Origin of the sequence: Streptomyces sp. NPDC088124, from assembly GCF_040685895.1 — a bacterium.
Lineage (GTDB): Bacteria > Actinomycetota > Actinomycetes > Streptomycetales > Streptomycetaceae > Streptomyces.
In genome coordinates this window covers 1-22,722 of sequence record NZ_JBFBJB010000090.1, presented here as the reverse complement: position 1 = coordinate 22,722, position 22,722 = coordinate 1, and the positions used below count along the sequence as shown (strand labels likewise).

Below are 22,722 nucleotides of genomic sequence, written 5' to 3'. Positions count from 1 at the left end.
CGGCCGCGTGATCGACTACCGGGCCGGCGCGCCTCACCGTGTCAAAATTCGCCCGCGATTGTCCACACGGCCGCGTGCACGGTGGCCCCTCGTGCCGTCGGTGTGCCGGCCCGTACCGTGCCGAGGGACCGGCCCGGCTTCCGGAGGAGAGTTCATGGCAGAGCGGATCCGGCCCGAAGAGGCCGACGGCGCTATGGAGAAGCGGGTTCTGGCCAGCTTCGGGCGGCAGGGGCTGATGGCCCACCTCGGTGCCCGTATCTCCCGCGTCGAGCCCGGGCGCGTACACATCGTGCTTCCCGGCCGTCCCGAAGTCACCCAGCATCACGGGTACTTCCACGCCGGGGCCACCGGCGCCATCGCGGACACGGCGGGCGGCTACGCGGCCTACACGCTGTTCCCCGAGGAGGCCGAGGTGCTCACCGTCGAGTACAAGATCAACCTCCTCGCGCCGGCGGTCGGCGACCACATCGAGGCGGTCGGGACGGTCCTGAGGTCCGGCCGCACCCTGACCGTGTGCCTGCTGGAGGTGTACGGCGTCCGGGACGGCGGCGAGCGGAAGCTCGTCGCCAACGGACAGCAGACCCTGATCCGGGTGGACACGCCCTAGCGGTGAGAGTGCGGCCATCCGGTCATCCCGATGAGAGATCCGATGTGTTGGAGAGGGGAGCGGGCGCGCCACTTGAGAATGGCACCTTATCCATTGACAGGTACAGACCGGGACCGTAACTTTCCCGCAATACACCCGATGTATTGACGGTCCATCAGGCATGGAGGCACACGCATGACCTCACAGCCGAGAAAGGTCTTACCGACATCGCGCAGAGCCGTACTCGGCTCCGCGCTGACCGGCGCGGCGCTCGCCTCGCTGCCGTCGGTCGCCCGCGCCGAGGAGCCCGCCGGGGGCACGGAGCCGGCGGCGGAGGCGGTCCGGGCGCAGCCGTGGAAGTTGAGCAACCGCATGTCCGGCAGCGGCGACTGGGCCGACTTCCTGCGCCGGCAGGACCTGGTCTGGAGCCGGCTGCCCGCCCTGTGGCACGAGGGGCCGTTCCTGGGCGACGGGCTGCTGGGCAGCATGGTCTACAAGGAGCCGGACGCCAACAAGATCCGCTTCACCGTCCAGCACGGCCGGGTGCAGGACCACCGGCCCACGTTCGGCAGCGGCTGGGGCACCTGCCGGCTGCCGGTCGGACATCTGACGCTCGACCCGGTCGGCACCATCACGGCCGTCGACTGGCGGCTGAGCCTGTGGAACGCGGAGCTCAGCGGCACGGTCACCACCTCGTCCGGCACGCTCACCCTCACCGCCTTCATCCACGACGAGATCCTCGTCGCCCGCGTGCGGGCGAGCGGCGGCGAGCGCGTCCGCTGGACGTTCCACCCCGAGGAGGCCATGAGCCCCCGGAAGATCCAGGAGGAGCCGCCCGCCGGCTACGTCGCCAACCCCGCCTGGTCCACCCGCACCACCGACGGCGTCAAGCAGGTGCTCCAGCCGCTCGTCGGCGGCGGTCAGACCGCGACGGCCTACCGGCAGACCGGTGACGTGCTCCTGCTCAGCGTCGGGCACAGCTTTCCGTCCGACAGCGAGGCCGCGGCCGTCTCGCTCCGGAAGATCCAGCGGGCCGAGGCGTACGGAACCCTCCGCGACCGGAACACCCGCTGGTGGCACGACTTCTACCGCAAGAGCTTCGTCTCCTTCCCCGACGAGCGGCTCCAGAGCTTCTACTGGATCCAGCTCTACAAGGTCGCCTCCGCCACCCGGGCGGGCGCCCCGGTGATGGCCACCTGCGGGCCGTGGCTGGAGCCCACCCCCTGGCCGGCCGTGTGGTGGAACCTCAACCTGCAGCTGGAGTACTGGCTCATCCACGGCTCCAACCACCTGGAGCTGGACTCGCTGACCACCACGCTCCGCCAGAACCAGGAGCAGCTCACCGCCAATGTGCCCGCCGCCTACCGCTCCGACAGCTCCGGGGTCGGCCGCAGTTCGGACATGTTCGCCACCCGGAGTGTCGGTACCCCGGGCAGCGGCGCCGAGGTCGGGGACCTGACCTGGGCGCTGCACAACGTGTGGCTGAGCTACCGGCACACCATGGACGAGACGCTGCTGCGCGAGACGCTCTTCCCACTGCTGCGCCGCGCGATCAACTACTACCTGCACTTCCTCACACCGGGCAGCGACGGCAAGCTCCATCTGCCCAGCACCCTCTCCCCCGAGTATCCGGTCGTCCCGCCGCAGGACACCAACTACGACCTCGCGCTGATCCGCTGGGGCTGCCAGACCCTCCTCGACGCCTCCGCGCACCTCGGCGTCAACGATCCACTGAAGCCGCGCTGGCAGGAGGTCCTGGCGCGGCTCACGCCGTACCCGACCGACGAGAACGGCTTCATGATCGGGGCGGACACCCCGTACGCCCAGTCGCACCGGCACTACTCGCACCTGCTGATGGTGTACCCGCTCTACCTCGTCAACTGGGACCAGCCGGAGAACCGCGAGCTGATCGAGAAGTCGCTCGTCCACTGGCACGCGCTGACCGGCGCCCACCGCGGCTACAGCTACACCGGCGCCGCCTCGCTGTACGCGATGGCCGGGCGGGGCGACACCGCGCTCAGCTATCTGAAGCTGTTCTTCGACCCCACCACCCGGTACCCCTGCCGTGCCAACACCCACTACACCGAGGCCGGACCGGTCATCGAGACGCCGCTGTCCGCCTCGCAGTCCGTGCACGACATGCTCTGCCAGAGCTGGGGCGGCACGGTGCGGGTCTTCCCCGCCGTGCCGAAGGACTGGAAGGACGTCACGCTGCACGACTTCCGGACGCAGGGTGCCTTCCTCGTCAGCGCGGTGCGAAAGGGGGGCGTCACCCGGTTCATCCGGGTCAGGAGCCTGGCGGGCGAACCGCTCAAGCTCCAGCACGGCCTGACCGGCACGCTCACGGTGCTGCTCGACGACGGCACACCGGCCAGGACGCAGGACCTGGGGAACGGCACGCTGGCCATCACCGTGCCCAAGGGCCGTGAGGTGCTGGTCCACTCCGGGGCACGGCCCGATCTGGTCATCGCGCCGGTCGCGATCTCGGAGCCGGGCGATGCCTGGGGGCTTCCGTAGTCGTCGTACGTGACATGTGCCGGCACCTGTCGGGCCCCCGGGACGCGCCTTGTCCCGGGGGCCTGTCGTACGGGGTGAGCGGGGTGAGCGGGGGGTGTTACGCGGGTCGCTCGGCCCGCGTTTCGCGGCGGCGCCCGGCCACGACGACCGCGCCCGCGCCGGCCGCCGCGATCGCGCCCGCCGCACCGAGGAGCGTGCCCGCCGGGAACGCCGCGCCGGTGGAGGCGAGCGCGCCGCCCGTACCGCCGGTGGTCCCGCCGGCCGTTCCCCAACATCCGGCCTGACGTACCGGCGGGCGTGCCGACGGAGCGGGCGGGCCGGTGAGCGGAAAGCGCCTTCTTGACCCCGGCTTGACCCCGTCGTGGTGTGCCCCTGGCACCCCTGTGACCTGGCCGTATCCGGGCGGCCCCCGGATGTGTGAGTGAGAGCTGAATCACTCGACGGAGGGGCGCTACTGAGGTAAGCCTCAGTTAAGTTGAGCCCGCCGCATCTCGTGTCATGTCCGTATTCCCGCCCAAAGTTCCCGCCGAATGTTCCCGCCCTTCCATCGTGGAGCCCCGTATGCGACCTGCCCGTCTCTCCCTCGTCACCGCCACCGCCGCCGTGGTGGCCCTGACCGCCGTCACCGGGTGCGCCGAGAAGAGCGACCCCCGGGGCGGCGCGGACGCCGTCCGGGTCACCGCGAAGGACGACGCCTGCGAGGTCTCGAAGACGGAGTTCCCCGCCGGTCACCTCGAACTGGCCGTCGAGAACCAGGGGTCCAAGGTCACCGAGGTCTATCTCCTCTTCCCCGACGACCGGATCGTCACCGAGCGCGAGAACATCGGCCCCGGTACGAAGGCGAAGATCACCGCCGAGGTGAAGTCCGGTGCGTACGAGATCGCCTGCAAGCCCGGCATGAAGGGCGACGGCATCCGGCAGAAGGTCACCGTGACCGGCGGGGCGCCCGCCGAGCGCAGCCCGGAGATGGACGCCGCGGTCGCCGCGTACCGCACCTACGTCCAGGCGCAGGCCGACGAGACGCTGCCGAAGGTGAAGGTCTTCACCGACGCCGTGCGCGCCGGTGACCTGGCGGCCGCGAAGAAGGCGTACGCGCCCTCGCGCATCGGCTGGGAGCGTACGGAGCCGGTGGCCGAGTCCTTCGGCGATATCGACCCGAAGGTGGATGTGCGCGCCGACGGCCTGGAGCCGGGCCAGAAGTGGACGGGCTGGCACCGCCTGGAGAAGGAGCTGTGGCAGGACAAGAAGCTCGGACCGGACGCGAAGAGCCTCGCGGACGGCCTCGACAAGGACCTGCTGGACTGGCAGAAGCGCGTGGGCCGGGCCGAGATCACCCCGACGTCGATGGCCAACGGCGCCAAGGAACTCCTCGACGAGGTCGCCGCCGGCAAGGTCACCGGCGAGGAGGAGCGGTACAGCCACACCGACCTGGTGGACTTCAAGGCCAACGTCGAGGGCGCGGAGCGCTCGTACGAGTTGCTGAAGCCAGTGGCGGCCAAGAACGACCCGGCGCTGGTGACCGAGTTGGACAAGCGGTTCGCCGCGCTCGGCACGCTGCTGGACACGTACCGGGACGGCGCGGACCCGTACGGGTTCACGTCGTACGAGAAGGTCGGCACGGCGGAGCGCAAGGAGCTGTCGGACGGCGTCAACGCGCTGGCAGAGCCGCTCTCGAAGCTCGCCGCCGCCGTGGTGAAGAAGTAAGGAAGCGCACGCGATGTCCGGCACCGGAGAGACGAACGCGGCTCACAGCGCAGCGGAGAAAGAGGCGAGGACTGGGGCGGGGAAAGGGGCAGGGAGCGACGCCGCGCCCGTCCCCTCGCGGCGGGCCCTGCTCGGCTGGGGCGGTGCCGGGCTCGCGCTCGGGGCCGCCGCGGCCGGGGGCGCCGTCGCGGCGGTACGGGGCGGGGACACCGCCGGGCCCGCCGCGGACAGCGGCGCGGCGGTGCCCTTCCACGGCGCGCATCAGGCGGGCATCGCCACGCCCGTCCAGGACCGGCTGCACTTCGCGGCGTTCGACGTGACGACCGACGACCGCGCGGAGCTGGTCCAGTTGCTGAAGGACTGGACGCGGGCCGCCGAGCGGATGACGGCGGGGCGCCCGGTCGGCGACGGCGCGTACGGCGGTCTCGCCGAGGCGCCGCCGGACGACACGGGCGAGGCGCTCGGCCTCCGGCCGTCCCGGCTCACCCTGACCGTCGGCTTCGGCCCCGGGCTCTTCCAGCACGGCACGGGGCGCACGGACCGGTTCGGGCTGGCGGCGCGCCGGCCGGCCGCACTGGTCGACCTGCCGCACTTCCCCGGCGACAACCTCGACCCGGCGCGCGGCGGCGGTGATCTCTGCGTCCAGGCCTGCGCGGACGATCCGCAGGTCGCGGTGCACGCGATCCGCAATCTGGCCAGAATCGGCTTCGGGAAGGTCGCGGTGCGCTGGTCGCAGCTGGGCTTCGGCAAGACGTCGTCGACGACCCCGGGCGCGCAGACGCCCCGTAACCTCTTCGGCTTCAAGGACGGCACCAGCAACATCGCGGTCGACGAGACCGCCGCGCTGGACCGGTACGTCTGGGCGGGCGGCGGGAAGGGCGAGCCCGGCTGGATCTCGGGCGGCTCGTATCTCGTCGCCCGCCGGATCTCGATGCGGATCGAGAGCTGGGACCGGGCGCCACTCCAGGAGCAGGAGGATGTCTTCGGCCGCGACAAGGGCGAGGGCGCGGCGGTCGGCAAGGCGCGCGAGCACGACAAGCCCAACCTGGCGGCGATGCTGCCGACCTCGCACGTACGGCTGGCCCATCCCGACGCGCACCACGGGGTACGGATGCTGCGCCGCGGCTACTCCTTCACGGACGGTACGGACGGGCTCGGCCGGCTCGACGCGGGGCTGTTCTTCCTGGCGTACCAGCGGGACGTGCGGGACGCGTTCATCCCCGTACAGCGGTCCCTGGCGCGCTCCGACGCGCTCAACGAGTACATCCAGCACGTGGGTTCAGCGGTCTTCGCGATCCCGCCGGGCGTCCGGGACACGGGCGACTGGTGGGGCCGGGCGCTGATCACCTGATCCACCCAACGAAGGAGTTCCGGCGTGTTCGGAAACTATCTGATCGGCCTGCGCGAGGGGCTGGAGGCCAGCCTCGTCGTCTGCATCCTGATCGCGTATCTGGTGAAGACGGAGCGGCGCGACGCGCTGCGGCCCGTGTGGTTCGGCATCGGCGTCGCCGTCGTCCTCGCGCTGGGCTTCGGCTTCGGGCTCGAATTCGGCTCGCAGGAGCTGACGTTCGAGGCGCAGGAGGCGCTGGGCGGCTCGCTGTCGGTCGTCGCGGTGGGGCTGGTGACCTGGATGGTCTTCTGGATGCGGCGCACCGCGCGGCATCTGCGGGCCGAGCTGGGCGTCAAGCTGGACGCGGCGCTGCGGATGGGGACGGGCGCGCTGGTCGCGACGGCGTTCCTGGCGGTGGGCCGGGAGGGGCTGGAGACGGCGCTGTTCGTGTGGGCGTCGGTGCGCGCCTCGTCGGACGGTACGCACGCGCCGCTGATCGGCGTGCTGCTGGGGATCGCCAGCGCGGTCGTCCTCGGGTGGCTCTTCTACCGGGGCGCGCTGCGGATCGATCTGGCCCGGTTCTTCACGTGGACCGGCGGGATGCTGGTGGTCGTGGCGGCAGGGGTGCTCGCGTACGGCGTCCACGACCTCCAGGAGGCGCGCTTCCTGGGCGGTCTGTCGGACAGGGCGTTCGACATCAGTGCGACGATCCCGCCGGACAGCTGGTACGGCACGCTCCTGAAGGGTGTTCTCAACTTCCAGCCGGACCCGACGGTGCTTCAGGTAACCGTCTGGTTCCTGTATCTGGTCCCGGCGCTCGCGCTGTTCCTGGCCCCGGTAGGGTGGCGATCCGTTCGTACGGGTCCGGGTAGCACGGGTAGCAGGGGTCAAGGAGCGGTGGCGGCCGATGAGCAGGCTGGGAAGGCCGATGCGGGGGACGGATCGGGCGGCGCGTCGGGCGACCGGCCGGGCGACGGGCCGGGCGGTGGCGGCGCTCGCGGCGGTGACGGTGCTGTCGCTGACGGCGAGCGGCTGCGTGACGGTGCACGGGGAGCTGGCGGTACTGCCGTCGGCGGACCGGAGTGAGGCCGCGCAGGCGCTGAAGGACTTCACCGACGCGTACAACGCGGCGGACAAGGCGTTCGATCCGGCGCTCGACGCGGACCGGGTGACCGGCGCGCTCGGCGCGATCAACCAGGCCGGTCTGAAGTCGCGTTCCATCACCTCCCCGAACGGGAACGCCGCGCACCAGCCGCTGGAGCTGACGGACGCGAAGTTCACGATCCCGAAGAAGGCCGGCTGGCCGCGCTGGTTCGTGGCGGACACCGACAGCAACCGGGACAAGGACAACGACCCCGCGCAGGACACCCGTTGGGTGCTGGTCTTCCTGCGCAACGGGCCCGACGAGAAGTGGGCGGTCCCGTATCTGACGATCCTCGCGGCGGACGCGGTCCCGGAGTTCAGGACGGACGGCGAGGGCCTGGGCGAGCCGGTGGAACCGGGCGGCAAGGCGCTGGCGGTGGCGCCGAAGGATCTGAGCGCGGAGTACGCCTCGTATCTGGAGGACGGCGAGCCGGACAGCTTCGCGGACGGGCCGCACACCAGCGAGTGGCGCAAGACCCGCAAGGACAAGGCACGGCTGCCGGGTCTGACCACGCAGTACATCGACCAGGCGGCGAGCAGCGGTGCCTTCGAGCCGCTGGGGCTCGCGACGGAGGACGGCGGCGCGCTGGTCTTCTTCGCCACCCGCTACTTCGAGCGGCTGACGGGCGCGAAGGGTGTGAAGCCGCAGGTGAGCGCGGATGTGAAGGCGCTGACGACGGGCGAGGTGAAGAACACGCTCACGAAGGAGTGGATCTCCAGCCAGGCCGTCCTGGTCCCGGCGGCGGACGCGGGCGACCCGCAGGTGACGGTGGCGGGGCGGCTCCAGGGCGTCATCGCGGCGAAGGGTTCGTAACCGCCCGCCGTGCCGGGCGGCGCGGGGGGTGCCGGGCGGCGCGCGGCATGTGACCGCGACCCGCGCGCAGGATGGGTGACCGCGGGCTGCGCACGGGGGGGTGACCGCGCCCCGCGCACAAGACAGGTGACCGCGGGGCAGGTGACCGCGACCCGCGACCGCGTCGTCGAGCGGGGGGGCTCTCAGCGTCCCAGGGGCCAGGCCACCGCGTGCGGGTCCAGCTCGCCGTTCTCACCCGCGTACCGCGCGCACGCGTCGGTCAGCGTCTCCAGGAGCGTCAGCGGGTCGGGGAGCGGGTACTCGGGGCCGCGCAGCCAGTGGACGGTCAGCTCGCCGGGGAGCCGCGCCGGGGGTACGAGGACGTAGCTGCCCCGGCAGTGCCAGCGCAGCCCGGGGTGCTCGTCCATCGTCTCGGGGTGGCAGTCCAGCTCACAGGGCCACCACTCGTCCTCGTCCTCGGGGGTGCCGCGGGTCGCGGTGAAGAAGAGCATGCGGTCGCCGCCGGAGTTGGCGACGGGGCCGACGTCGATGCCCTGCGCCAGCAGGCGTTCCAGGGCGCGGCTGCCCGCTTCGAGGGGGACGTCGAGTACGTCGTGGACCATGCCCGTCGCGGTGATGAAGTTGGCCTCGGGCTGGTTGCGCACCCAGCGCTCCACCTGGGCCCGGTCCGTCGTGGACTGGGTCTGCCAGGCGAAGGAGACGGGGTGTCTGGCCGGGGTGGGACAGCCGATGCGCTCGCAGGAACATCGGTAGCCGACGGGGTGGGCGGCGGGTGCGACGGGCATCCCCGCTTCGGCCACGGCGAGCAGCAGAGCCTCACGGCCCGGCGCGCTCTCCTGGAGCGCCGAATCGCCGGTGCTCTTCCTCGGCCGTCGGCGCAGCCACTGGGGAATCCTGCTCTCCGTGCCGCGGTAGCGGCCGAAATCGTCGCCCATCTATCCCCTCACACTCATGCTCGTCCCTGCGGACTCTTCCCATGGTCGCACCATCCTGCGCCTCGGGGCGCCGCGCTTCCCGGCGGGGGGAGGAGGGTTCATCCCTCGCCACGCGGAGGATTGCGGCTTATGCGGCGATATTCGGGGCGGATCGGCGGTTCCGGGGGCCCTTCCCGGGCCGGTGGTCTTCACCACACCCGCCCCACATGCCTCCCCACATGCCTCCACGCGCCCCCGCGCGCCCCCGCGGTTCTCAGGTTCGGGGAGCCAGCCCGTGGAGCGCGTACTCGACGACCGCGTCCGCGTACGCGTGCGTCAGCGGGAGGGTGCGCAGCAGCCAGCGGTGGGCGACGGGGCCGACCAGCAGCTCCAGCGCGATCCGCGGGTCGAGGTCGCGCCGTACGGCACCGGCGTCCTGGGCCGCCGCCAGGCGCCGTACGTACAGTTCGAGCTGTGGTGCGAGGAGCCGGCGCGTGAACTCGGCGCCCAGCTCCGCGTCCATGATCCCCTCGGCGGCGAGCGCCCGGGACGGCAGGTCGTAGACGGGGTTGTTCATCTCGTCGACCGTGGCGCGCAGCACCAGCTTGAGGTCGGCCTCCAGGTCGCCGGTGTCGGGGATCTCGTACCCCGTACCGTCGCCGCCCGCCTCCCGCGCCGCCTGCTCCCCGAGGTCGAGGAAGGCTTCCAGCAGGACGGCGGCCTTGGAGGGCCACCAGCGGTAGATCGTCTGCTTGCCGACCCCGGCGCGGGCCGCGATGCCCTCGACGGTCGTGCGCGCGTAGCCGACCTCGCTCACCAGGGCGAGAGCGGCGTCGTAGATGGCGCGGCGCGACCGCTCGCTGCGGCGGGAGGAGTCGGGTGCCTTGCTCTCAGCGCTCTCAGCCATGACGGTCAACTTAGCAACCGGCGGGGGTGGACGGCGGCCGCGCCCCGCCCCGGCGACGAGCCGGTACGTACCGTCTCGGCAAGCGGTCTGACATGCGCAAAGAACCACCCGAACGGTGCACAGCGCGAAACCGCCGCGCGGCGGACCATGACTCTCAGACGCTCACCGCACACGCCGTGCGCACCGCCGCTCGTGAGGAGCCCCCATTGCCTCGTGACGCCTCGCCCCGCAGCTACCTCATGTGTCCGCCCCTGCACTTCCGGGTGACGTATTCGATCAACCCCTGGATGGACCCGGCCAAGCCCGTGGACCAGTCCCTCGCGCTCGTCCAGTGGGAAGATCTGCGCGACCGCTACCGGGCGCTGGGCCACACCGTCTCCGTACTCGACCCGGAGCCCGACCTGCCCGACATGGTGTTCGCGGCGAACGGCGCCACGGTCGTCGACGGCCGCGTCCTGGGGGCGCGCTTCGCCCACGAGGAGCGGTACGGCGAGGCCGAGGCGCATCTGGACTGGTTCCGGAGCCACGGCTGCCCGGACGTCGCCGAGCCGGTGCACATCAACGAGGGCGAGGGCGACTTCGCCGTCACCGCCTCGTACCTGCTGGCCGGCCGCGGCTTCCGGTCGAGCCCGCTCTCCCACGGGGAGGCACAGGAGTTCTTCGGCCGCCCGGTGATCGGCCTGGACCTGGTCGACCCGCGCTTCTACCACCTGGACACGGCACTCTGCGTACTGGACGACGCGGCCGACGAGATCATGTACTACCCGGACGCGTTCTCCCCCGGCAGCCGCGCCGTCCTCACCCGGCTCTTCCCCGACGCCCTGATCGCGGACGAGGCGGACGCGGCCAGGCTCGGCCTGAACGCGGTGAGCGACGGCCGCCACGTCCTCCTGCCGCAGTCCGCGACGGGGCTCTTCACGCCGCTGCGGGAGCGGGGGTTCGAGCCGATCGGGATCGACCTCGGGGAACTGCTCAAGGGCGGCGGCAGCGTGAAGTGCTGTACGCAGGAGCTGCGGGGGTTGCGGGCCTGAGGCGGCGAGCGGAAAGCGGGGTGGCCGCTCCGTGGCAGGATCTGCGCCGACAGGCTCCTGCGACGGAAGTGGATGTGCGGTGCGCGAGATCGAGGTGAAGTACGCCGTCCCGGACAGGGAGGCGCTGCTGCTGGCCCTGAAGAGCCGGGGGGTGGCTCTCAGCGAGCCGGTCCGGCAGGACGATCAGGCGTACGCCCCGGCCGGGTGGACACCGGGTGACGGCAAGCGCGGGGTGCCCTTCGTCCGCCTCCGTACCGTCGAGGGCCGGCACACGTTCACCCTGAAGCGTCCGGATCTCAACGAGCAGTCGTGCACGGAGCGCGAGACGGTGGTGGAGGACCGGGACCAGATGCACGAGGCGATCATGCTCATGGGCTACGCGCCGACGGTGCGCGTGGCGAAGCACCGCCGCATCGGCGTGCTCGACGGTGCGGAGCTGTGCGTCGACGATCTGGAGGGCGTGGGGACGTTCCTCGAACTGGAGCGCATCGTGAGCGAGGAAGCCGACGAGGCGTCCGTCCAGACGGAGTTGGCCGCCGTGGTGGCCGGCCTGGGCATCGCGTGCGAACGGACCACCGAGACGTATGACGCGCTGGTCCGCCGGGGCTGAGCAGTTTCGTTTGTAGGTACGGCGACTTGGTGTGGCATCGACAACAGGTTGCGGGCGCGGGCCGGTACATGAATGCGGGTGTTCACCGATCGGAACCGGCTGGGCCCGCTGGTCGGCCTCGGTCGAGATAGCGGCGAAATCCCTGGGCAAGCGGCCGGAAGCCGCAGGCCTCGTAGAACGTGTGCGCTTCGTATCCGTCGGCCGCCAGGAGTTGGATCTTGTAACAACCGGTGGACTCGGCGAGTTGCACGGCAGCCTCCATCAGATGCCTCCCGACACCACGTCGGCGATGGGCGTTGGAAACCACGACGTTCTCCACGACCAGGATCGATCTCCCGCCGCGAGTGAGGTTCGGCAGAACCACGCAGTCCGCGGTGCCGACCAGCGTGCCGTCCAGGTCCGCGACCAGCACGGTCCGGCCTTGCTGATGGCGGACAGCCTTCCAGATGCTTCCCGCGGACTCTGCCGACAAGGGTGTGTCGTCCGGGTTCAGCTCTGCGTAGAGCGCCAGCAGTCCGTGCAGATCGGTCTGAGAGGCTGGTCGGATGGTGATCGTCATACTCCCGAGCCTATAAACGGGGCGAGTGTTGTGGCCGATGTCGGTTCAGCCGCGCTCGCCGGATCCGGAACACTCGCCTGTGGACAGTGCACCCCGTGGTTGCAGCGCCGGTGGTGGGGATGCGAACCGTAGGGGGGTGGAGGGCGGCGGGGAGCCACCAGCCCGGGCGGGTTCCGAAGCGAAGCAGAACGGGCGCCGTCGGTGCTCTCGCCCGGCGAGACCCCATCACGCTTTTCGGACATCTCGTCACTCTCCGGAACCACTCGTCGTCGTCCGCCCGTTTGTCACGAAGCCGGCTACCCCTTCGAGCGGAACCTGGAGTTGAACGGCCGCCCACTGACGCTCGTCCCGTCGTTCTTCTGCACCCGGTGGCCCATCAATCTGGCCGCCCCCGAGCTCCCTCCGGTCCTGGTCCATCCGCTGCCGCTGCCGCTGGCGCCGGGCTGGCTGGCGGAGGCCGGGCGCCGGGGGCCGGCCGTGGCGGCGCCGCTTCTCTTCCACTCAGCAGAAGCCGGACTTCCAGGCGGCTCCCGCCGAATCTACGGTGCGGTCGCGCCGCGTTTTCCGGCGGCGCGCACCCGCGGTTCCTCCTGGAGGTCCATCGATGCGTCCTGTCCGCCGCCGTCCGTCCGGCACTGCCTCGCCGTTACGGGCCCGGTCCCGAGTTCTGGCCGTGGTGACCGCGCTGGTCACCGCCGTGGCCGCCGCCCTGCTGAGCGTCTCCCCCTCGTCCGCCGCGTCCGACGGGGAGGGTTCCGTCCGCGCGATTCCCGATCCGACGACCGCGTCGCTGGAGGCCACGAACGGGCCGCTGGCCACCGCCGCCTACACCGTGCCCAATCCGAGCGGATACGGATCCGGCACGATCACCTATCCGACGGCGAGCGGCTCGTACCCGGGCATCGTGCTGATGCCGGGGTATCAGGGCACGCAGCAGAATCTGCAGTGGCTGGCGCCGCGCCTCGCCTCCTGGGGCTTCGTCGTCGTCAACGTCGGTACCCTCACGCTCGGCGACGACCCGTCGTCGCGCGGGCGTCAGATCAGCGCCGCCGGGACCCAGTTGCTGTCCTTCAGCGCCACCCCCGGCAACCCGGTGTACCAGAAGGTCAACGGCACGCTCGGCGCGGCCGGTCACTCGATGGGCGGGGGCGGGGTGATGGTGGCGCTCCGGGACGACGCCCGGTTCAGGGCGGGGGTGCCCACGGCGCCGTACTTCCCGAACGGGAACTTCTCCGGGGTCACCGACCCGACCTTCTTCCTGACCTGCGCGAGTGACCCCGTCGCGCACGGGAACACGTACGCGCTGCCCTGGTACACCTCCATGTCCCGGGCCGAGAAGCTCTTCGTGGAGGTGCCCGGCGACCATCTCTGCCCGATGACCGGCTCCGGCAACAAGGCCAAGCAGGGCAAGCTGATCGTGTCGTTCTTCAGCCGCTGGCTGTACGGCGACACCCGGTTCGCCCCGTTCCTGTGCGGCACCCCGCGCGAGGCGGACAAGAACAACCCCGCCCTGGTCACCCGCTGGCAGGACTCCTGTCCGTTCTGACCGACGGATCCGTGGCGCTCCCGCACGTGCGGGAGCGCCGCGGTGCGTCGGCTCACGCGCCCTCCTGGCGGCGGAACAGCGCGCGGGAGATGGTCCGGCCCGTGGCCACCACCGCGGGGGCGAAGCCGCTCCGCCCGGTCTCGGGCAGCCGCGGGACGACCGACACGGCGGCCACCACCTCGCCCGACGCGTCCCGTACGGGGGCGGCCACGGACCCGGTGTGCGCCGGCCCGGGGCCCGGACCCGGCCACTGGTCACCCGTGGCGAAGCCCGCCCGGTGCACCTCGGAGAGCAGCGGGCGCAGACCGGCCGCCGGGGTGTGGCGGGCCAGGTAGTGCTCGCGTACGGCCGCCCCCGCGTAGGCGAGGAGCACGAGGCCGTCACCGGTGGCGTGGGCGGGGCTCCGGCCGCCGGCGGGTTCGAACGCGGGGCCGGTGTCCCGGTCGTGGATCCGCTCGACGAGCACCACCTCCATGCCGTCCAGCACCGCGAGCCGCACCTGCCGCCGCCCGGTCCTGTGGTGCAGATCCCGGAGGAACGGCAGCGCCACCTCGCGCAGCTCCAGCCGGCGCGGGGCGAGCCCCGCGACCGCCCACAGGTGCAGGCCGATCTCGTAGCGGCCGTCGCGGTTGCGTTCGAGCGCGCCCCAGGAGAGCAGTTCGCCGACCAGCCGGTGGGTGGTGGCCAGCGGCATCCCCGTCCGCCGGCTGATGTCCGAGAGGGTGAGCCCGCGCCGCTCCCCGGCGAAGGCGTCGAGCACACTGAGAACCCGGCGGGTCACCGAACGGCGGACGGGCCCGTTCTCGGCTGATCCACTCCTCATCGCGGGCAACCTCCGCCGGATTGGCATGCACGTAACAAGAGGTTCACGTACGCGTGGAGGCGGGGCCACCCCCCGAAGGCGGATAAAAAGGTGTCGTTTACGGATAGGTCCCCGCGTCCGGATGCCCGCGGCGTCGGATACCCGCCGCTCACTCGTCGTCGGCGTCCTCCTGATCCGGCGGCGGCCACGGGTCGCCCCAAGCGGTGTCCCGCGCCGCGCGGTAGAGGGGGCCGTGGCGCTTGGTGACGGTGTCGCGGCGCAGGCCCTCGGTCGCGGTGCACAGCTCCAGGAGCACCTGGCCCTTGCGGATCTGCGGCTTACGGGTCACCCGGGCGGGCACCGGGCTCGGGGGAAAGCGTACGGCCGCCACATAGCTGAACTTCTCGTCCTCGTACGGCAGTGAGCCGCCCTTGACCTGCCGGTGCAGGGACGACCTGCTCACCCGGGCCGAGAAGTGGCACCAGTCCGTGCCGGGCGCGATCGGGCAGGCGCTGTCGTGGGGGCAGGGTGCCGCGACGCGGAAACCCGCGCCGATCAGCAGGTCGCGGGCCTCGATGATCCGCAGGTAGCCGTCGGGCGTGCCCGGTTCCACGACCACCACGGCCTGAGCCGCCCGCGCGGCCTCCGCGACGAGCGTGGCGCGGTCCCGCGCGGCCAGTTCCTTCAGGACGTACGAGACGGTCACGAGATCGCTCCCGGCCAGCTTCAGCGCCCCCTCGATCCGGCCCCCGCGCCACTCGGTGGCACGTAGCGCCGGGATGCCCGAGCCCTCCGCCAGTTCGCGGCCGAGGGCGAGCGCGGGCTCCGCCCAGTCCAGGACGGTGGTCGCCCGGGGCGCGTCGCCCCAGACCGCGTCCGCCGCCCACACCGCGGCGCCCGTCCCGCCGCCCACGTCGAGGTGGCTGCCCGGCGCCCACCCGGGCGCGGCGTCCGCCAGGGCCTCCAGCGCGGACCGTACGGCCTCGAAGGTCGCGGGCATCCGGTACGCGGCGTACGCGGCGACGTCGGAGCGGTCCCGCAGGACGGGCGCGTCCGTCGGGGTGGTGCCGCGGTAGTTGGCGATCAGCCGGTCGACGGCCTGCGCCGCCTGCTTGGGCGGCAGTCCGTCGAGGAGGCGGCCGAGCTGGGCGCGCAGGGTCTCCGCGGTGGAGGGGGTGGAGGGGGTGGCGTTCACCGGCCGAATTGTAGGCAACCGGGGCAAGCCGCGACGCCCTCGGCCGTCACCCCGGGCGAACAGCGGGGGCCCGTTGGCCAGTTGCTACGCTGACGGCCTTTGCAGGATGGGGCGGGGGCTCTCACGGGAGGACCACGGGGACCATGGGGACCAGGTGGCAGCGGATCGGGCGCAGACTCTTGGGGCCTACGGGGATCTTGCGACCCATGCGGCGCATGCGGCCCCTCGACGAGGAGAGGCCGACCAGGAGACAGCGGATCGTCCGCGGGACCCTGGTGGCCGGAGTGACGGTGCTCGCGCTGCTGCTCCTCCTCGTCACCGTCGGCGGACCCACGAAGACCAAGAGCGACCAGGCCGGTCCGAGCGCCGGCACCAAGGCTGTGCGGCCGTCGGCGAGCAGCGTTCCGCGGATTCCGCAGCTGCCCGTGCCCGCCACGTACGACACGGCGCGCGGCTGGGACATCACCGACAGCTCCCCCACCTACGCCGTGGCCGGGTCCACCGGGCTCGTCGCCTATCTGGCCAGGACCGACGACGACCGCTACCTGGTCCGTACGGTGGATCCCGCCACCGGGAAGGCCGGCTGGGACGGGCAGCCCCGGCGCACCCTCTTCCCGCCCGACCGCTACCCCCGGCTGCTCTCCGTGTCGGCCGGTGAGGGCCGGGAGTACTTCGTCACCTGGTCGTACGGGCGGGTCAACCAGAGTTCGGGACAGCCCGGCGACCCCATCATCTCCCTCGACATCTACAACGCGTCCGACGGCTCGGCGCAGCGGGTCGAGATCCCCTGGCCCGACCCGCCGAGGGTCACCGCGTCCGGCCCCTCCGTCCTGATCAGCGACGGCAAGGCCACCAGCGCGGTCGTCGACCCGGCGACCGTCGACGTGGTCAGTGTCCCGCCGGGGGCGCTCGGCTACCCCAAGGGCTGCAAGGAGTGCCGCAAGCTGACGCAGGTGCGCGGGACGACCGTCAAGGGCCTGCTGGTGAGCGGCGCCAAGGAGTTCTGGGTGCGCGGCGGCTGGCACAGCAGGAAGGTCGCGCCGAAGGACACCGACGCGGCGTCCGGGGTGCCCGCCTCGATGACGGGCAGCTACATCCTGGCCTCCTGGCAGCTGAAGAAGGGCGCGAAGGACGTGCGAACGCACGAGGTGTGGGCGCTGCACGAGGCGGCGACCGGCAAGGCGGTGCTCCAGGTCCGCTGCCGCAAGCCGGCGATCAGGTCCGCGGACGACCCGCAGCTCGTCACCTCGCCGCAGGGCGGCTACCTGATCGCTGGGCGGCTCGCCTTCGACCTCTCGGAGAAGCGCGCGTACTGCTTCGAGGAGGAGGACGGTACGCGCCCGCTGGTCCTGACCACGGTCGCGGACGACGGCACGGCGTACGGGGCGCGCAGCGCCCGGAACCCGGCGGACGCGCTGGCGGGCGGGGGCAGCGCGCCGGTGATGGTGGATCTGACGACCGCGGTGCCGGAGACCATGGCCCTCAACACCCGGCTGCCCAGTACGGAGATCGCCGGGATCGGGCTCTTCCGCTGGACGGACGGCAAGGACCGGTCGCACCTCACCGGGTATCCGCACCGCGCGGCCCCTTAGCCAAGATGCTCCGTCCCCGGATGCCGAGGCTTCCGGGGACGGAGCGTTCGGCGAACTGCGCCGTGGGCTACGCGTGGATCAGCGCACCGTGAGCAGGGCAGCGCGCCCGTGCTTGTTCATGTAGCTGAACAGCTGGGCGATGTGGTTGGGGTGGAGCTTGATGCAGCCGTTGGACTTGTAGTCCGACACCCCGTCCCAGCGCTGCGGGCTGTCGGCTCCGTTGCGTGGCCCCTGCTTCCTGTCCCTGGTCATCTCGCTGTGGATGAACAGCGCGTTGCGCTGGGTCTTGCGCGGGTAGCAGTTCTTGGCAGGCAGGCCGATGGCGTACCCCTTGATCGTCCTGTTCCGGCTGGTCTCGAACGAAGACGGTCGGTACGTGCCGTTGGGGAGCCACCCGACGTCCTTCACGCACTCGTTCCGATACCGCCTGCCCGACGGCGTCCCGTTGTTGGCCGCAGTTCCCAGACCTGACCCGGCGCGGTAGCTGGCGACGCGGGTCCTGCCGTTCCAGACCTGAAGGGTCGAGTTGGACGGGTCTTTCGCGTTCTTCACGAACACCAGCGCCACAGGGGACGCGGCCGCGACGTGGGGAGCCGACGGTGCACCGGCGGTCGGTTGGGCAGTGGCGGTGACCGCTCCGGTGGCGAGCACGGCCGTGGCGGCGATCCCCACCACCACTCTGTTCATCATGTTCATGGTTATGTGTCTCCTCGGGTATCCGCCCTTACCGCAGGGCGCTGGCCGGACGTTCCGTGCCGTCGAAAGCGACTGTTCCGTAGCCGGGCGAGGAGAACACCAGTGCAAGCAATTCCCGCATTTGCGGCGCAATGCGCATCTCCGTAACCTGCTGCCTTTCGGTTGCACTGCAACAAAGGACAGGCGGTAGCGGGAGTTGACGACGGAGGAAGAAGACTGCTTCGAGAGCCTCGCGCACAGCCTCGTGCGGGCGCTCGACGCATGGGCCGCGTGCGTGGACGGTGCGGTGTCGAAGGGCCGACCGGCGCGCAAGACGTTGGTCAGGGTGTTGGAGCAGGAGCGGGACACACCGGGGTGGGCGGCGCGCGCCCCCATCGACGGGCCCCTGCTGTCGTACTGGCTCCGCGGTCGTGCGCAGTTGCTTCCCGGCACCAAACACAACCGGCTCCCCGGCGTCGAGGACAGCGCGGCCGTCGCCCGAGCGCTGAAGGCGCAGGCACCCGGCAACGCCGAGCGGTTGCCCGCCATCGGCCGGGATATCTCCGATCTGGCAGCCAGGCTCCAGGAGACGGCCGGACGCGGGTGGCGCCGTCGGATCGGCGAGAGCAGCTTTGTCCAGGCGGGCGAGACGGGCGCCTTGCCGCAACAGCGCGGTGACCGGGGACGGCGGGACGTGCAGGGTGACGGTGCCGCGCATGTGCCCGCCCCCCGGGCTCCTGTCGGGCACAGCATGGAGCAGGCGACGAGCTTCGTCGGCCGGACACCCGAACTCGTCGCGGGCAGCGCGCTGATCGAACGCTGCCGCCTCGTCACGCTCGTCGGAGTTGGAGGTGTGGGCAAGACCCGGCTGGCCCAGCGCCTGACCCGAGACGTGGCACATCGCTTCGAGGACGGCGTCCACTGCGTGGAGTTGGCCGATCTCCACCACGGCCATTCCGTGGCCGCGACAGTCACCGCGGCATTCGGTCTCCAAGTCTCGGCTGAACAGGATCCGTTGCGCGAGCTTGCCACTGCGTTGCAAGGACGCAGGGTGCTCCTGCTCCTCGACAACTGCGAGCACCTGCTGGACGAGTGTGCCCGGACCGTTCGAACACTGCTGGCCCTGCTGCCGCGACTCCGCGTCATCGCCACCAGCCGTCAGCCCCTCGACATCGGCGAAGAGCACGTGCTGCGGGTGATGCCCCTGGACGTTCCCCTTGAGAGCGACGGGAGCCGGAGGCGGGAGGACGCCACAGGGCGGATCTGTCCGGAGTCCTCAGCCGTCGCTCTCTTCACCGACCGAGCCGAGGCCGCTTGTCCCGGATTCCGGGTGACCAGCAACAACCAGGCGGCGGTCATTCAGGTATGCCGCATGTTGGACGCCCTGCCCCTGGCTCTGGAGATCGCCGCACGCCGGCTGCGCACGCTGACGCTGGAGGAACTCGCGCAGCGGATCGAGCACCGGTTTCGCCTGCTCGGTCCGGGAGGCGGTGAGCGCACCGCGCATCCGCGACACCGCGCACTGCGTGCGCTGTTCGACTGGAGTTGGGACCTGTGCACCGATGACGAACGGGCCGCCTGGCAACAGCTGTCGCTGTGTGCCGGGGGAGTGCTGCTGACTGATGCCGAGCAGCTCTGCGGGGCCACTTTCACGCACGGAACGCGGGCTCCGGTCGGCGACCGTGCTGTCGACGCCTTCGCAACCCTGTCCGGACTTGTGGACAAGTCCCTCGTCAGCAGGGTGGACGTGGGCGGTCACACCCGGCTCCACATGCTTGAGACGGTCCGCGCCTACGGGCTGGAGCGTCTCAAGGAGAACGACCACGCGCAGAATGCCGTGCGCCGCCACCGTGCCTACTTCCTCGATCTCGCGGCGCGGGCAGGAGCCGCCTACGGCTCCGCCGAGCAGGCCGACTGGTTGCGACGGTTGCGTCCCGAGCACCCCAACCTGCGACAGATCGTCACTGCGGTCCCGCCGGCCGGGGAGCCCGCCGAAGCCGTCCTGCGTGCGGCTCAGGGCTTCTGGCTGCACTGTCTGACGTCGGGCAGGGTGGGCGAAGGCGCTCACTGGATGCAAGTGATCATCGACCGTCACCCATGCCCGTCCGAGTCGCCGGGAGCGGTCTTTTCCTGGTGCCGCACCGCATGGGTTGCCGGCTTCCTGCTGCTGATGCACGGCGACCGCGACAACGCCGACCGAGTGATCGACATGGCTGACCAGCCGCTGGCAGACCTGTCCGCCTCACCCGGCCCGTCAGACGTGACGGCGGACGAAGGGGAGCGGGCCGAGCTTGCCGCCGCCTTCCTTCAACTGCGAGGGCTGGCGGCCCTCATGGAACAGGACATCCCGCAGGCTTCCACGTACGCGCTGTCCTCACTGACCGTCGGGCGGTGGTCGACGATGCTGCTGACGCAGCCACAGTGTCTTGCTCAACTCGGTCTCGCCGCGGTGATGCAAGGAGATCGCGCGCGGGCCCTTTCCCTGCTGGCGGAAGCCCTCGCCATCTCCGCGACGCGCGGTGACACATGGCATCGGTGCTACCTGCTGTGGATCCTCGCCATCATCCACGGAGAAGCCGGGGAGATTCCGGAGGCCCTCGGTCTTCTGCGGTGTGCCCTCCGGCTCGTGGAGGAAATCGAGGAGCGCATGGGAGAGGCGGTACTGAGCGACACCCTTGCTTGGCTGCTTGCCTCGCAGGGCGACGCCCGCTCGGCAGCACTTGTGCTCGGAGCTGTGGACCGCGTGTGGAAACCCTCCGGCGTTCCCCGGCATTTCGGATTCGCTCATATGGCCGCTCACCGTCGGCGAGCCGTGGAACAGGTACGTCAGACGCTCGGGGAGACGGCCTACACGCACGTCTACCGGGAGGGTCAACGTCTCACTCTGCGTGAAGTGCTGGAAACCGCCTTCGCCGGACATAGGGCACTTGACGGACGCCGCAGCCAGTGGGCCGACAAGGGCAGCGGCTCCGGGCGGGCACTGCGCCTCCCTTGACAGGAGCATTCGCGCGCGTGGACCGAGTCGGGGAGGCAGAGTGCGCTCGCGGCAGGGGTGGGTGGCGTAGGGCAGGAACGTCTGCCAACTGGTGGGGGCGAGGGCCAGGCAGGGGCCGTGGGGGCCTTCGAGTCGCGGACGAGGACGCGGCCGGAGGCGGCTGCGACGCAGTCGGGGCCGTCCGCGGTGCTGTGGCTGCTCTTTATCCACTCGATCTTGCCGTCAGTGGTCATGCCCTTCTCTCTCCCAGTATTTTCTCGACGAAGACCAACGAATCCCGGGGGCTGAGGGCTTGGGCGCGGAGGACTCCGTAGCGGATGTCGAGGACCGTTGTCTCCCTGGGTCGGTCATGACTCGACTGTTGAGGGGCGATTCGCTGAACGCGACGCTGGATCCGTTCCTGAGTTTGAGCAGGCGGAAGGAGCCATCGGTGCCGGAGTTCTCCCCATGGCCGAGCGGAAGGACCTGGAGGTCGATGTTGCGCCATTTGTTGGCGGAGTGCACTTGTTCCGTAGCTGCGGTATTCCAGTGCCAAGGCGCTACGGAAGCTGCTTGCCGTCGCCTGTCCTCGGGTTAACTAGCGGTGGTTTGTTGACTGCGGGTCATGTCAGCAGTAGGCCGGTAGCAGAGGAACGTCGCCTCGCTGCCTGGGAGCTGTGATGACTCGCCGTGTACCGTGTCCGCCCGCTCCGGGCCCGCTGGAAGCCTACGCCGCACGCTTCGATGACCTGTTCTCCACCCTGGCACAGCGCCGTGGCTTTCGGGAGTATCTCGCGGGCCTCCTGCTGCCGCGGGACCGTGACAAGACGCTGACCTGCCTGGCCGGCACCGAGCCCGTCGTCGGTGCCCAGCACGCCTCGGTGCAGCGCCTGCAGTTCTTCCTGTCCGAGTCGGCATGGGACCACAAGCAGGTCAACGCCCGCAGGGTGGAACTGCTGCTGGCCGATCCCGCGACCGCGCCGCACCCTGGCGGCGTGCTGGTCATCGACGACTCGGGCGACCGGAAAGACGGGAAGGCGACCGCGCACATCGGCCGGCAGTGGCTGGGCAGGCTGGGAAAAACCGACAACGGCATCGTCACGGTGACCACCTGCTGGGCCGACGAGAATCTCTACTACCCGCTGCACGCCGTGCCTTACAGTCCCGCCCGCCACTTCCCCCAGGGCAGGAGCGACCCCGGCTTCCGCACGAAGCTGCAGATCGCTGCCGAACTCGCCTGCACGGCCAAGGCCGCCGGAGTGACCTTCCGAGCTGTGGCCGCCGACTGCGCCTACGGCGACCAGGACGGCTTCCGCAGAGCCCTCGCCGCAGCGGGACTGCCGTTCGTCATGGCCCTCAAGCCGAGTCACGGCACCTGGGCCTACGGCAAGGACGCCTACACCCCCGTCGATGCCGCCCGCGCCCTGACCTGGACAGATCACGAACATCCTGGTGACTGGACCCCGGTCGGGCGGACCTTCCGCGACGGGCACACCGAGACCTGGTGGGCCGCCGACGCCCGCCTCGGCTGGTGGGGACCCGACGGGAACGTCCGCCTGGTCGTCGCGACCACCGACCCGGCCACACTGCCCGCGCAGGCCACCTGGTACCTGGCCACCGACCTGCCCCGCCCCAGCGGTCCCCGCGAGTCCGACAGCCTCGAACCCGCCGCCGACCTGGACGAAGTCGTCCGGATCTACGCCATCCGACACTGGATCGAACAGAGCTACAAGCAGGTCAAGGACGAACTCGGGTGGGCCGACTTCCAAGTCCGCTCCGACATCGCGATCCGCCGCCACCAGACCCTGGTCACCTGCGCGTTC

20 protein-coding genes and 2 pseudogenes are annotated in these 22,722 nt (G+C 71.0%); 13 read left to right on the top strand and 9 right to left on the bottom strand.

Annotation, left to right across the window (positions count from 1 at the left end):
* The first annotated feature begins 154 nt into the window (after positions 1-154).
* Positions 155-607 (top strand): PaaI family thioesterase, encoded by a 453-nt coding sequence (locus tag AB0P17_RS40840; protein ID WP_365819752.1) that lies wholly within the window; start codon positions 155-157, stop codon positions 605-607.
* A gap of 174 nt (positions 608-781) precedes the next feature.
* Complete coding sequence (locus AB0P17_RS40835) at positions 782-3,103, top strand: Tat pathway signal sequence domain protein (RefSeq protein ID WP_365819750.1); 2,322 nt, start codon at positions 782-784, stop codon at positions 3,101-3,103.
* Between the two features lie 97 nt (positions 3,104-3,200).
* Here AB0P17_RS40835 and AB0P17_RS40830 read toward each other — a convergent pair whose 3' ends face one another.
* Complete coding sequence (locus tag AB0P17_RS40830) at positions 3,201-3,482, bottom strand: hypothetical protein (RefSeq protein ID WP_365819748.1); 282 nt, start codon at positions 3,480-3,482, stop codon at positions 3,201-3,203.
* Positions 3,483-3,664: 182 nt separating this feature from the next.
* On the opposite strand from AB0P17_RS40830, the gene efeO reads away from it, so the two are divergent.
* Genes efeO through AB0P17_RS40810 form a run of 4 tightly spaced genes read left to right on the top strand, consistent with a single transcriptional unit; the run spans position 3,665 to position 8,094 of the window.
* Complete coding sequence (efeO, locus tag AB0P17_RS40825) at positions 3,665-4,807, top strand: iron uptake system protein EfeO (RefSeq protein WP_365819746.1); 1,143 nt, start codon at positions 3,665-3,667, stop codon at positions 4,805-4,807.
* A 13-nt stretch (positions 4,808-4,820) separates the two neighbouring features.
* Positions 4,821-6,158 (top strand): iron uptake transporter deferrochelatase/peroxidase subunit, encoded by a 1,338-nt coding sequence (gene efeB, locus AB0P17_RS40820; protein WP_365819744.1) that lies wholly within the window; start codon positions 4,821-4,823, stop codon positions 6,156-6,158.
* Between the two features lie 24 nt (positions 6,159-6,182).
* Positions 6,183-7,223, top strand: a complete 1,041-nt coding sequence (efeU, locus tag AB0P17_RS40815) for an iron uptake transporter permease EfeU (protein ID WP_365819742.1) — start codon at positions 6,183-6,185, stop codon at positions 7,221-7,223.
* Complete coding sequence (locus tag AB0P17_RS40810) at positions 7,141-8,094, top strand: hypothetical protein (RefSeq protein WP_365819774.1); 954 nt, start codon at positions 7,141-7,143, stop codon at positions 8,092-8,094. Before efeU ends, AB0P17_RS40810 begins: the two co-directional genes overlap by 83 nt.
* A 182-nt stretch (positions 8,095-8,276) precedes the next feature.
* Here AB0P17_RS40810 and AB0P17_RS40805 read toward each other — a convergent pair whose 3' ends face one another.
* Positions 8,277-9,029 (bottom strand): bifunctional DNA primase/polymerase, encoded by a 753-nt coding sequence (locus tag AB0P17_RS40805; RefSeq protein WP_365819740.1) that lies wholly within the window; start codon positions 9,027-9,029, stop codon positions 8,277-8,279.
* A gap of 253 nt (positions 9,030-9,282) precedes the next feature.
* Positions 9,283-9,915: a TetR/AcrR family transcriptional regulator gene (locus AB0P17_RS40800; RefSeq protein ID WP_365819738.1), complete on the bottom strand. Its 633-nt coding sequence runs from the start codon at positions 9,913-9,915 to the stop codon at positions 9,283-9,285.
* Between the two features lie 92 nt (positions 9,916-10,007).
* Between AB0P17_RS40800 and ddaH the strand changes: the two genes are divergently transcribed.
* Positions 10,008-10,946, top strand: coding sequence for a dimethylargininase (gene ddaH / locus AB0P17_RS40795; RefSeq protein WP_365819736.1), 939 nt, complete (start codon positions 10,008-10,010; stop codon positions 10,944-10,946).
* A 79-nt stretch (positions 10,947-11,025) separates the two neighbouring features.
* Positions 11,026-11,556: a class IV adenylate cyclase gene (cyaB, locus tag AB0P17_RS40790; protein ID WP_365819734.1), complete on the top strand. Its 531-nt coding sequence runs from the start codon at positions 11,026-11,028 to the stop codon at positions 11,554-11,556.
* 82 nt (positions 11,557-11,638) lie between these two features.
* Here cyaB and AB0P17_RS40785 read toward each other — a convergent pair whose 3' ends face one another.
* Positions 11,639-12,115: a GNAT family N-acetyltransferase gene (locus AB0P17_RS40785; protein WP_365819732.1), complete on the bottom strand. Its 477-nt coding sequence runs from the start codon at positions 12,113-12,115 to the stop codon at positions 11,639-11,641.
* Between the two features lie 321 nt (positions 12,116-12,436).
* On the opposite strand from AB0P17_RS40785, the pseudogene AB0P17_RS40780 reads away from it, so the two are divergent.
* Positions 12,437-12,565: pseudogene (locus AB0P17_RS40780) on the top strand (transcriptional regulator); the annotation flags it as partial.
* Positions 12,566-12,788: 223 nt separating this feature from the next.
* On the top strand, positions 12,789-13,661 hold the full coding sequence (locus AB0P17_RS40775) for a triacylglycerol lipase (RefSeq protein WP_365819730.1): 873 nt from the start codon (positions 12,789-12,791) through the stop codon (positions 13,659-13,661).
* 52 nt (positions 13,662-13,713) lie between these two features.
* Here AB0P17_RS40775 and AB0P17_RS40770 read toward each other — a convergent pair whose 3' ends face one another.
* A complete protein-coding gene (locus AB0P17_RS40770; RefSeq protein WP_365819728.1) occupies positions 13,714-14,484 on the bottom strand; it encodes an IclR family transcriptional regulator in 771 nt (256 codons plus the stop codon).
* A gap of 148 nt (positions 14,485-14,632) precedes the next feature.
* Positions 14,633-15,658: a small ribosomal subunit Rsm22 family protein gene (locus AB0P17_RS40765; RefSeq protein ID WP_365819725.1), complete on the bottom strand. Its 1,026-nt coding sequence runs from the start codon at positions 15,656-15,658 to the stop codon at positions 14,633-14,635.
* A gap of 206 nt (positions 15,659-15,864) precedes the next feature.
* On the opposite strand from AB0P17_RS40765, the gene AB0P17_RS40760 reads away from it, so the two are divergent.
* A complete protein-coding gene (locus AB0P17_RS40760) occupies positions 15,865-17,250 on the top strand; it encodes a hypothetical protein (protein ID WP_365819723.1) in 1,386 nt (461 codons plus the stop codon).
* 78 nt (positions 17,251-17,328) lie between these two features.
* Here AB0P17_RS40760 and AB0P17_RS40755 read toward each other — a convergent pair whose 3' ends face one another.
* Entirely contained in the window at positions 17,329-17,946 is a 618-nt protein-coding gene (locus AB0P17_RS40755) for a L,D-transpeptidase (RefSeq protein WP_365819721.1), read from the bottom strand.
* Between the two features lie 196 nt (positions 17,947-18,142).
* On the opposite strand from AB0P17_RS40755, the gene AB0P17_RS40750 reads away from it, so the two are divergent.
* Positions 18,143-20,920, top strand: a complete 2,778-nt coding sequence (locus tag AB0P17_RS40750) for an AAA family ATPase (RefSeq protein ID WP_365819719.1) — start codon at positions 18,143-18,145, stop codon at positions 20,918-20,920.
* 60 nt (positions 20,921-20,980) lie between these two features.
* Here the strand turns inward: AB0P17_RS40750 and AB0P17_RS40745 are convergent.
* Positions 20,981-21,153: pseudogene (locus AB0P17_RS40745) on the bottom strand (DUF397 domain-containing protein); the annotation flags it as partial.
* A complete protein-coding gene (locus AB0P17_RS40740) occupies positions 21,143-21,424 on the bottom strand; it encodes a Scr1 family TA system antitoxin-like transcriptional regulator (RefSeq protein WP_365819717.1) in 282 nt (93 codons plus the stop codon). The pseudogene AB0P17_RS40745 and the gene AB0P17_RS40740, both read right to left, overlap by 11 nt.
* Before the next feature lie 155 nt (positions 21,425-21,579).
* On the opposite strand from AB0P17_RS40740, the gene AB0P17_RS40735 reads away from it, so the two are divergent.
* Positions 21,580-22,722, top strand: a 1,143-nt coding sequence (locus tag AB0P17_RS40735) for an IS701 family transposase (protein WP_365819715.1), incomplete at its 3' end; no start/stop codon positions are given.

Bases quoted from the DNA above. Each gene is read 5' to 3' on its own strand.
- AB0P17_RS40840 (WP_365819752.1), top strand. From the start codon at position 155: ATGGCAGAGCGGATCCGGCCCGAAGAGGCCGACGGCGCTATGGAGAAG.
- AB0P17_RS40835 (WP_365819750.1), top strand. From the start codon at position 782: ATGACCTCACAGCCGAGAAAGGTCTTACCGACATCGCGCAGAGCCGTA.
- efeO (WP_365819746.1), top strand. From the start codon at position 3,665: ATGCGACCTGCCCGTCTCTCCCTCGTCACCGCCACCGCCGCCGTGGTG.
- efeB (WP_365819744.1), top strand. From the start codon at position 4,821: ATGTCCGGCACCGGAGAGACGAACGCGGCTCACAGCGCAGCGGAGAAA.
- AB0P17_RS40805 (WP_365819740.1), bottom strand. From the start codon at position 9,029: ATGGGCGACGATTTCGGCCGCTACCGCGGCACGGAGAGCAGGATTCCC.
- AB0P17_RS40800 (WP_365819738.1), bottom strand. From the start codon at position 9,915: ATGGCTGAGAGCGCTGAGAGCAAGGCACCCGACTCCTCCCGCCGCAGC.
- ddaH (WP_365819736.1), top strand. From the start codon at position 10,008: ATGCGCAAAGAACCACCCGAACGGTGCACAGCGCGAAACCGCCGCGCG.
- AB0P17_RS40785 (WP_365819732.1), bottom strand. From the start codon at position 12,115: ATGACGATCACCATCCGACCAGCCTCTCAGACCGATCTGCACGGACTG.
- AB0P17_RS40770 (WP_365819728.1), bottom strand. From the start codon at position 14,484: ATGAGGAGTGGATCAGCCGAGAACGGGCCCGTCCGCCGTTCGGTGACC.
- AB0P17_RS40760 (WP_365819723.1), top strand. From the start codon at position 15,865: ATGCGGCGCATGCGGCCCCTCGACGAGGAGAGGCCGACCAGGAGACAG.
- AB0P17_RS40755 (WP_365819721.1), bottom strand. From the start codon at position 17,946: ATGAACATGATGAACAGAGTGGTGGTGGGGATCGCCGCCACGGCCGTG.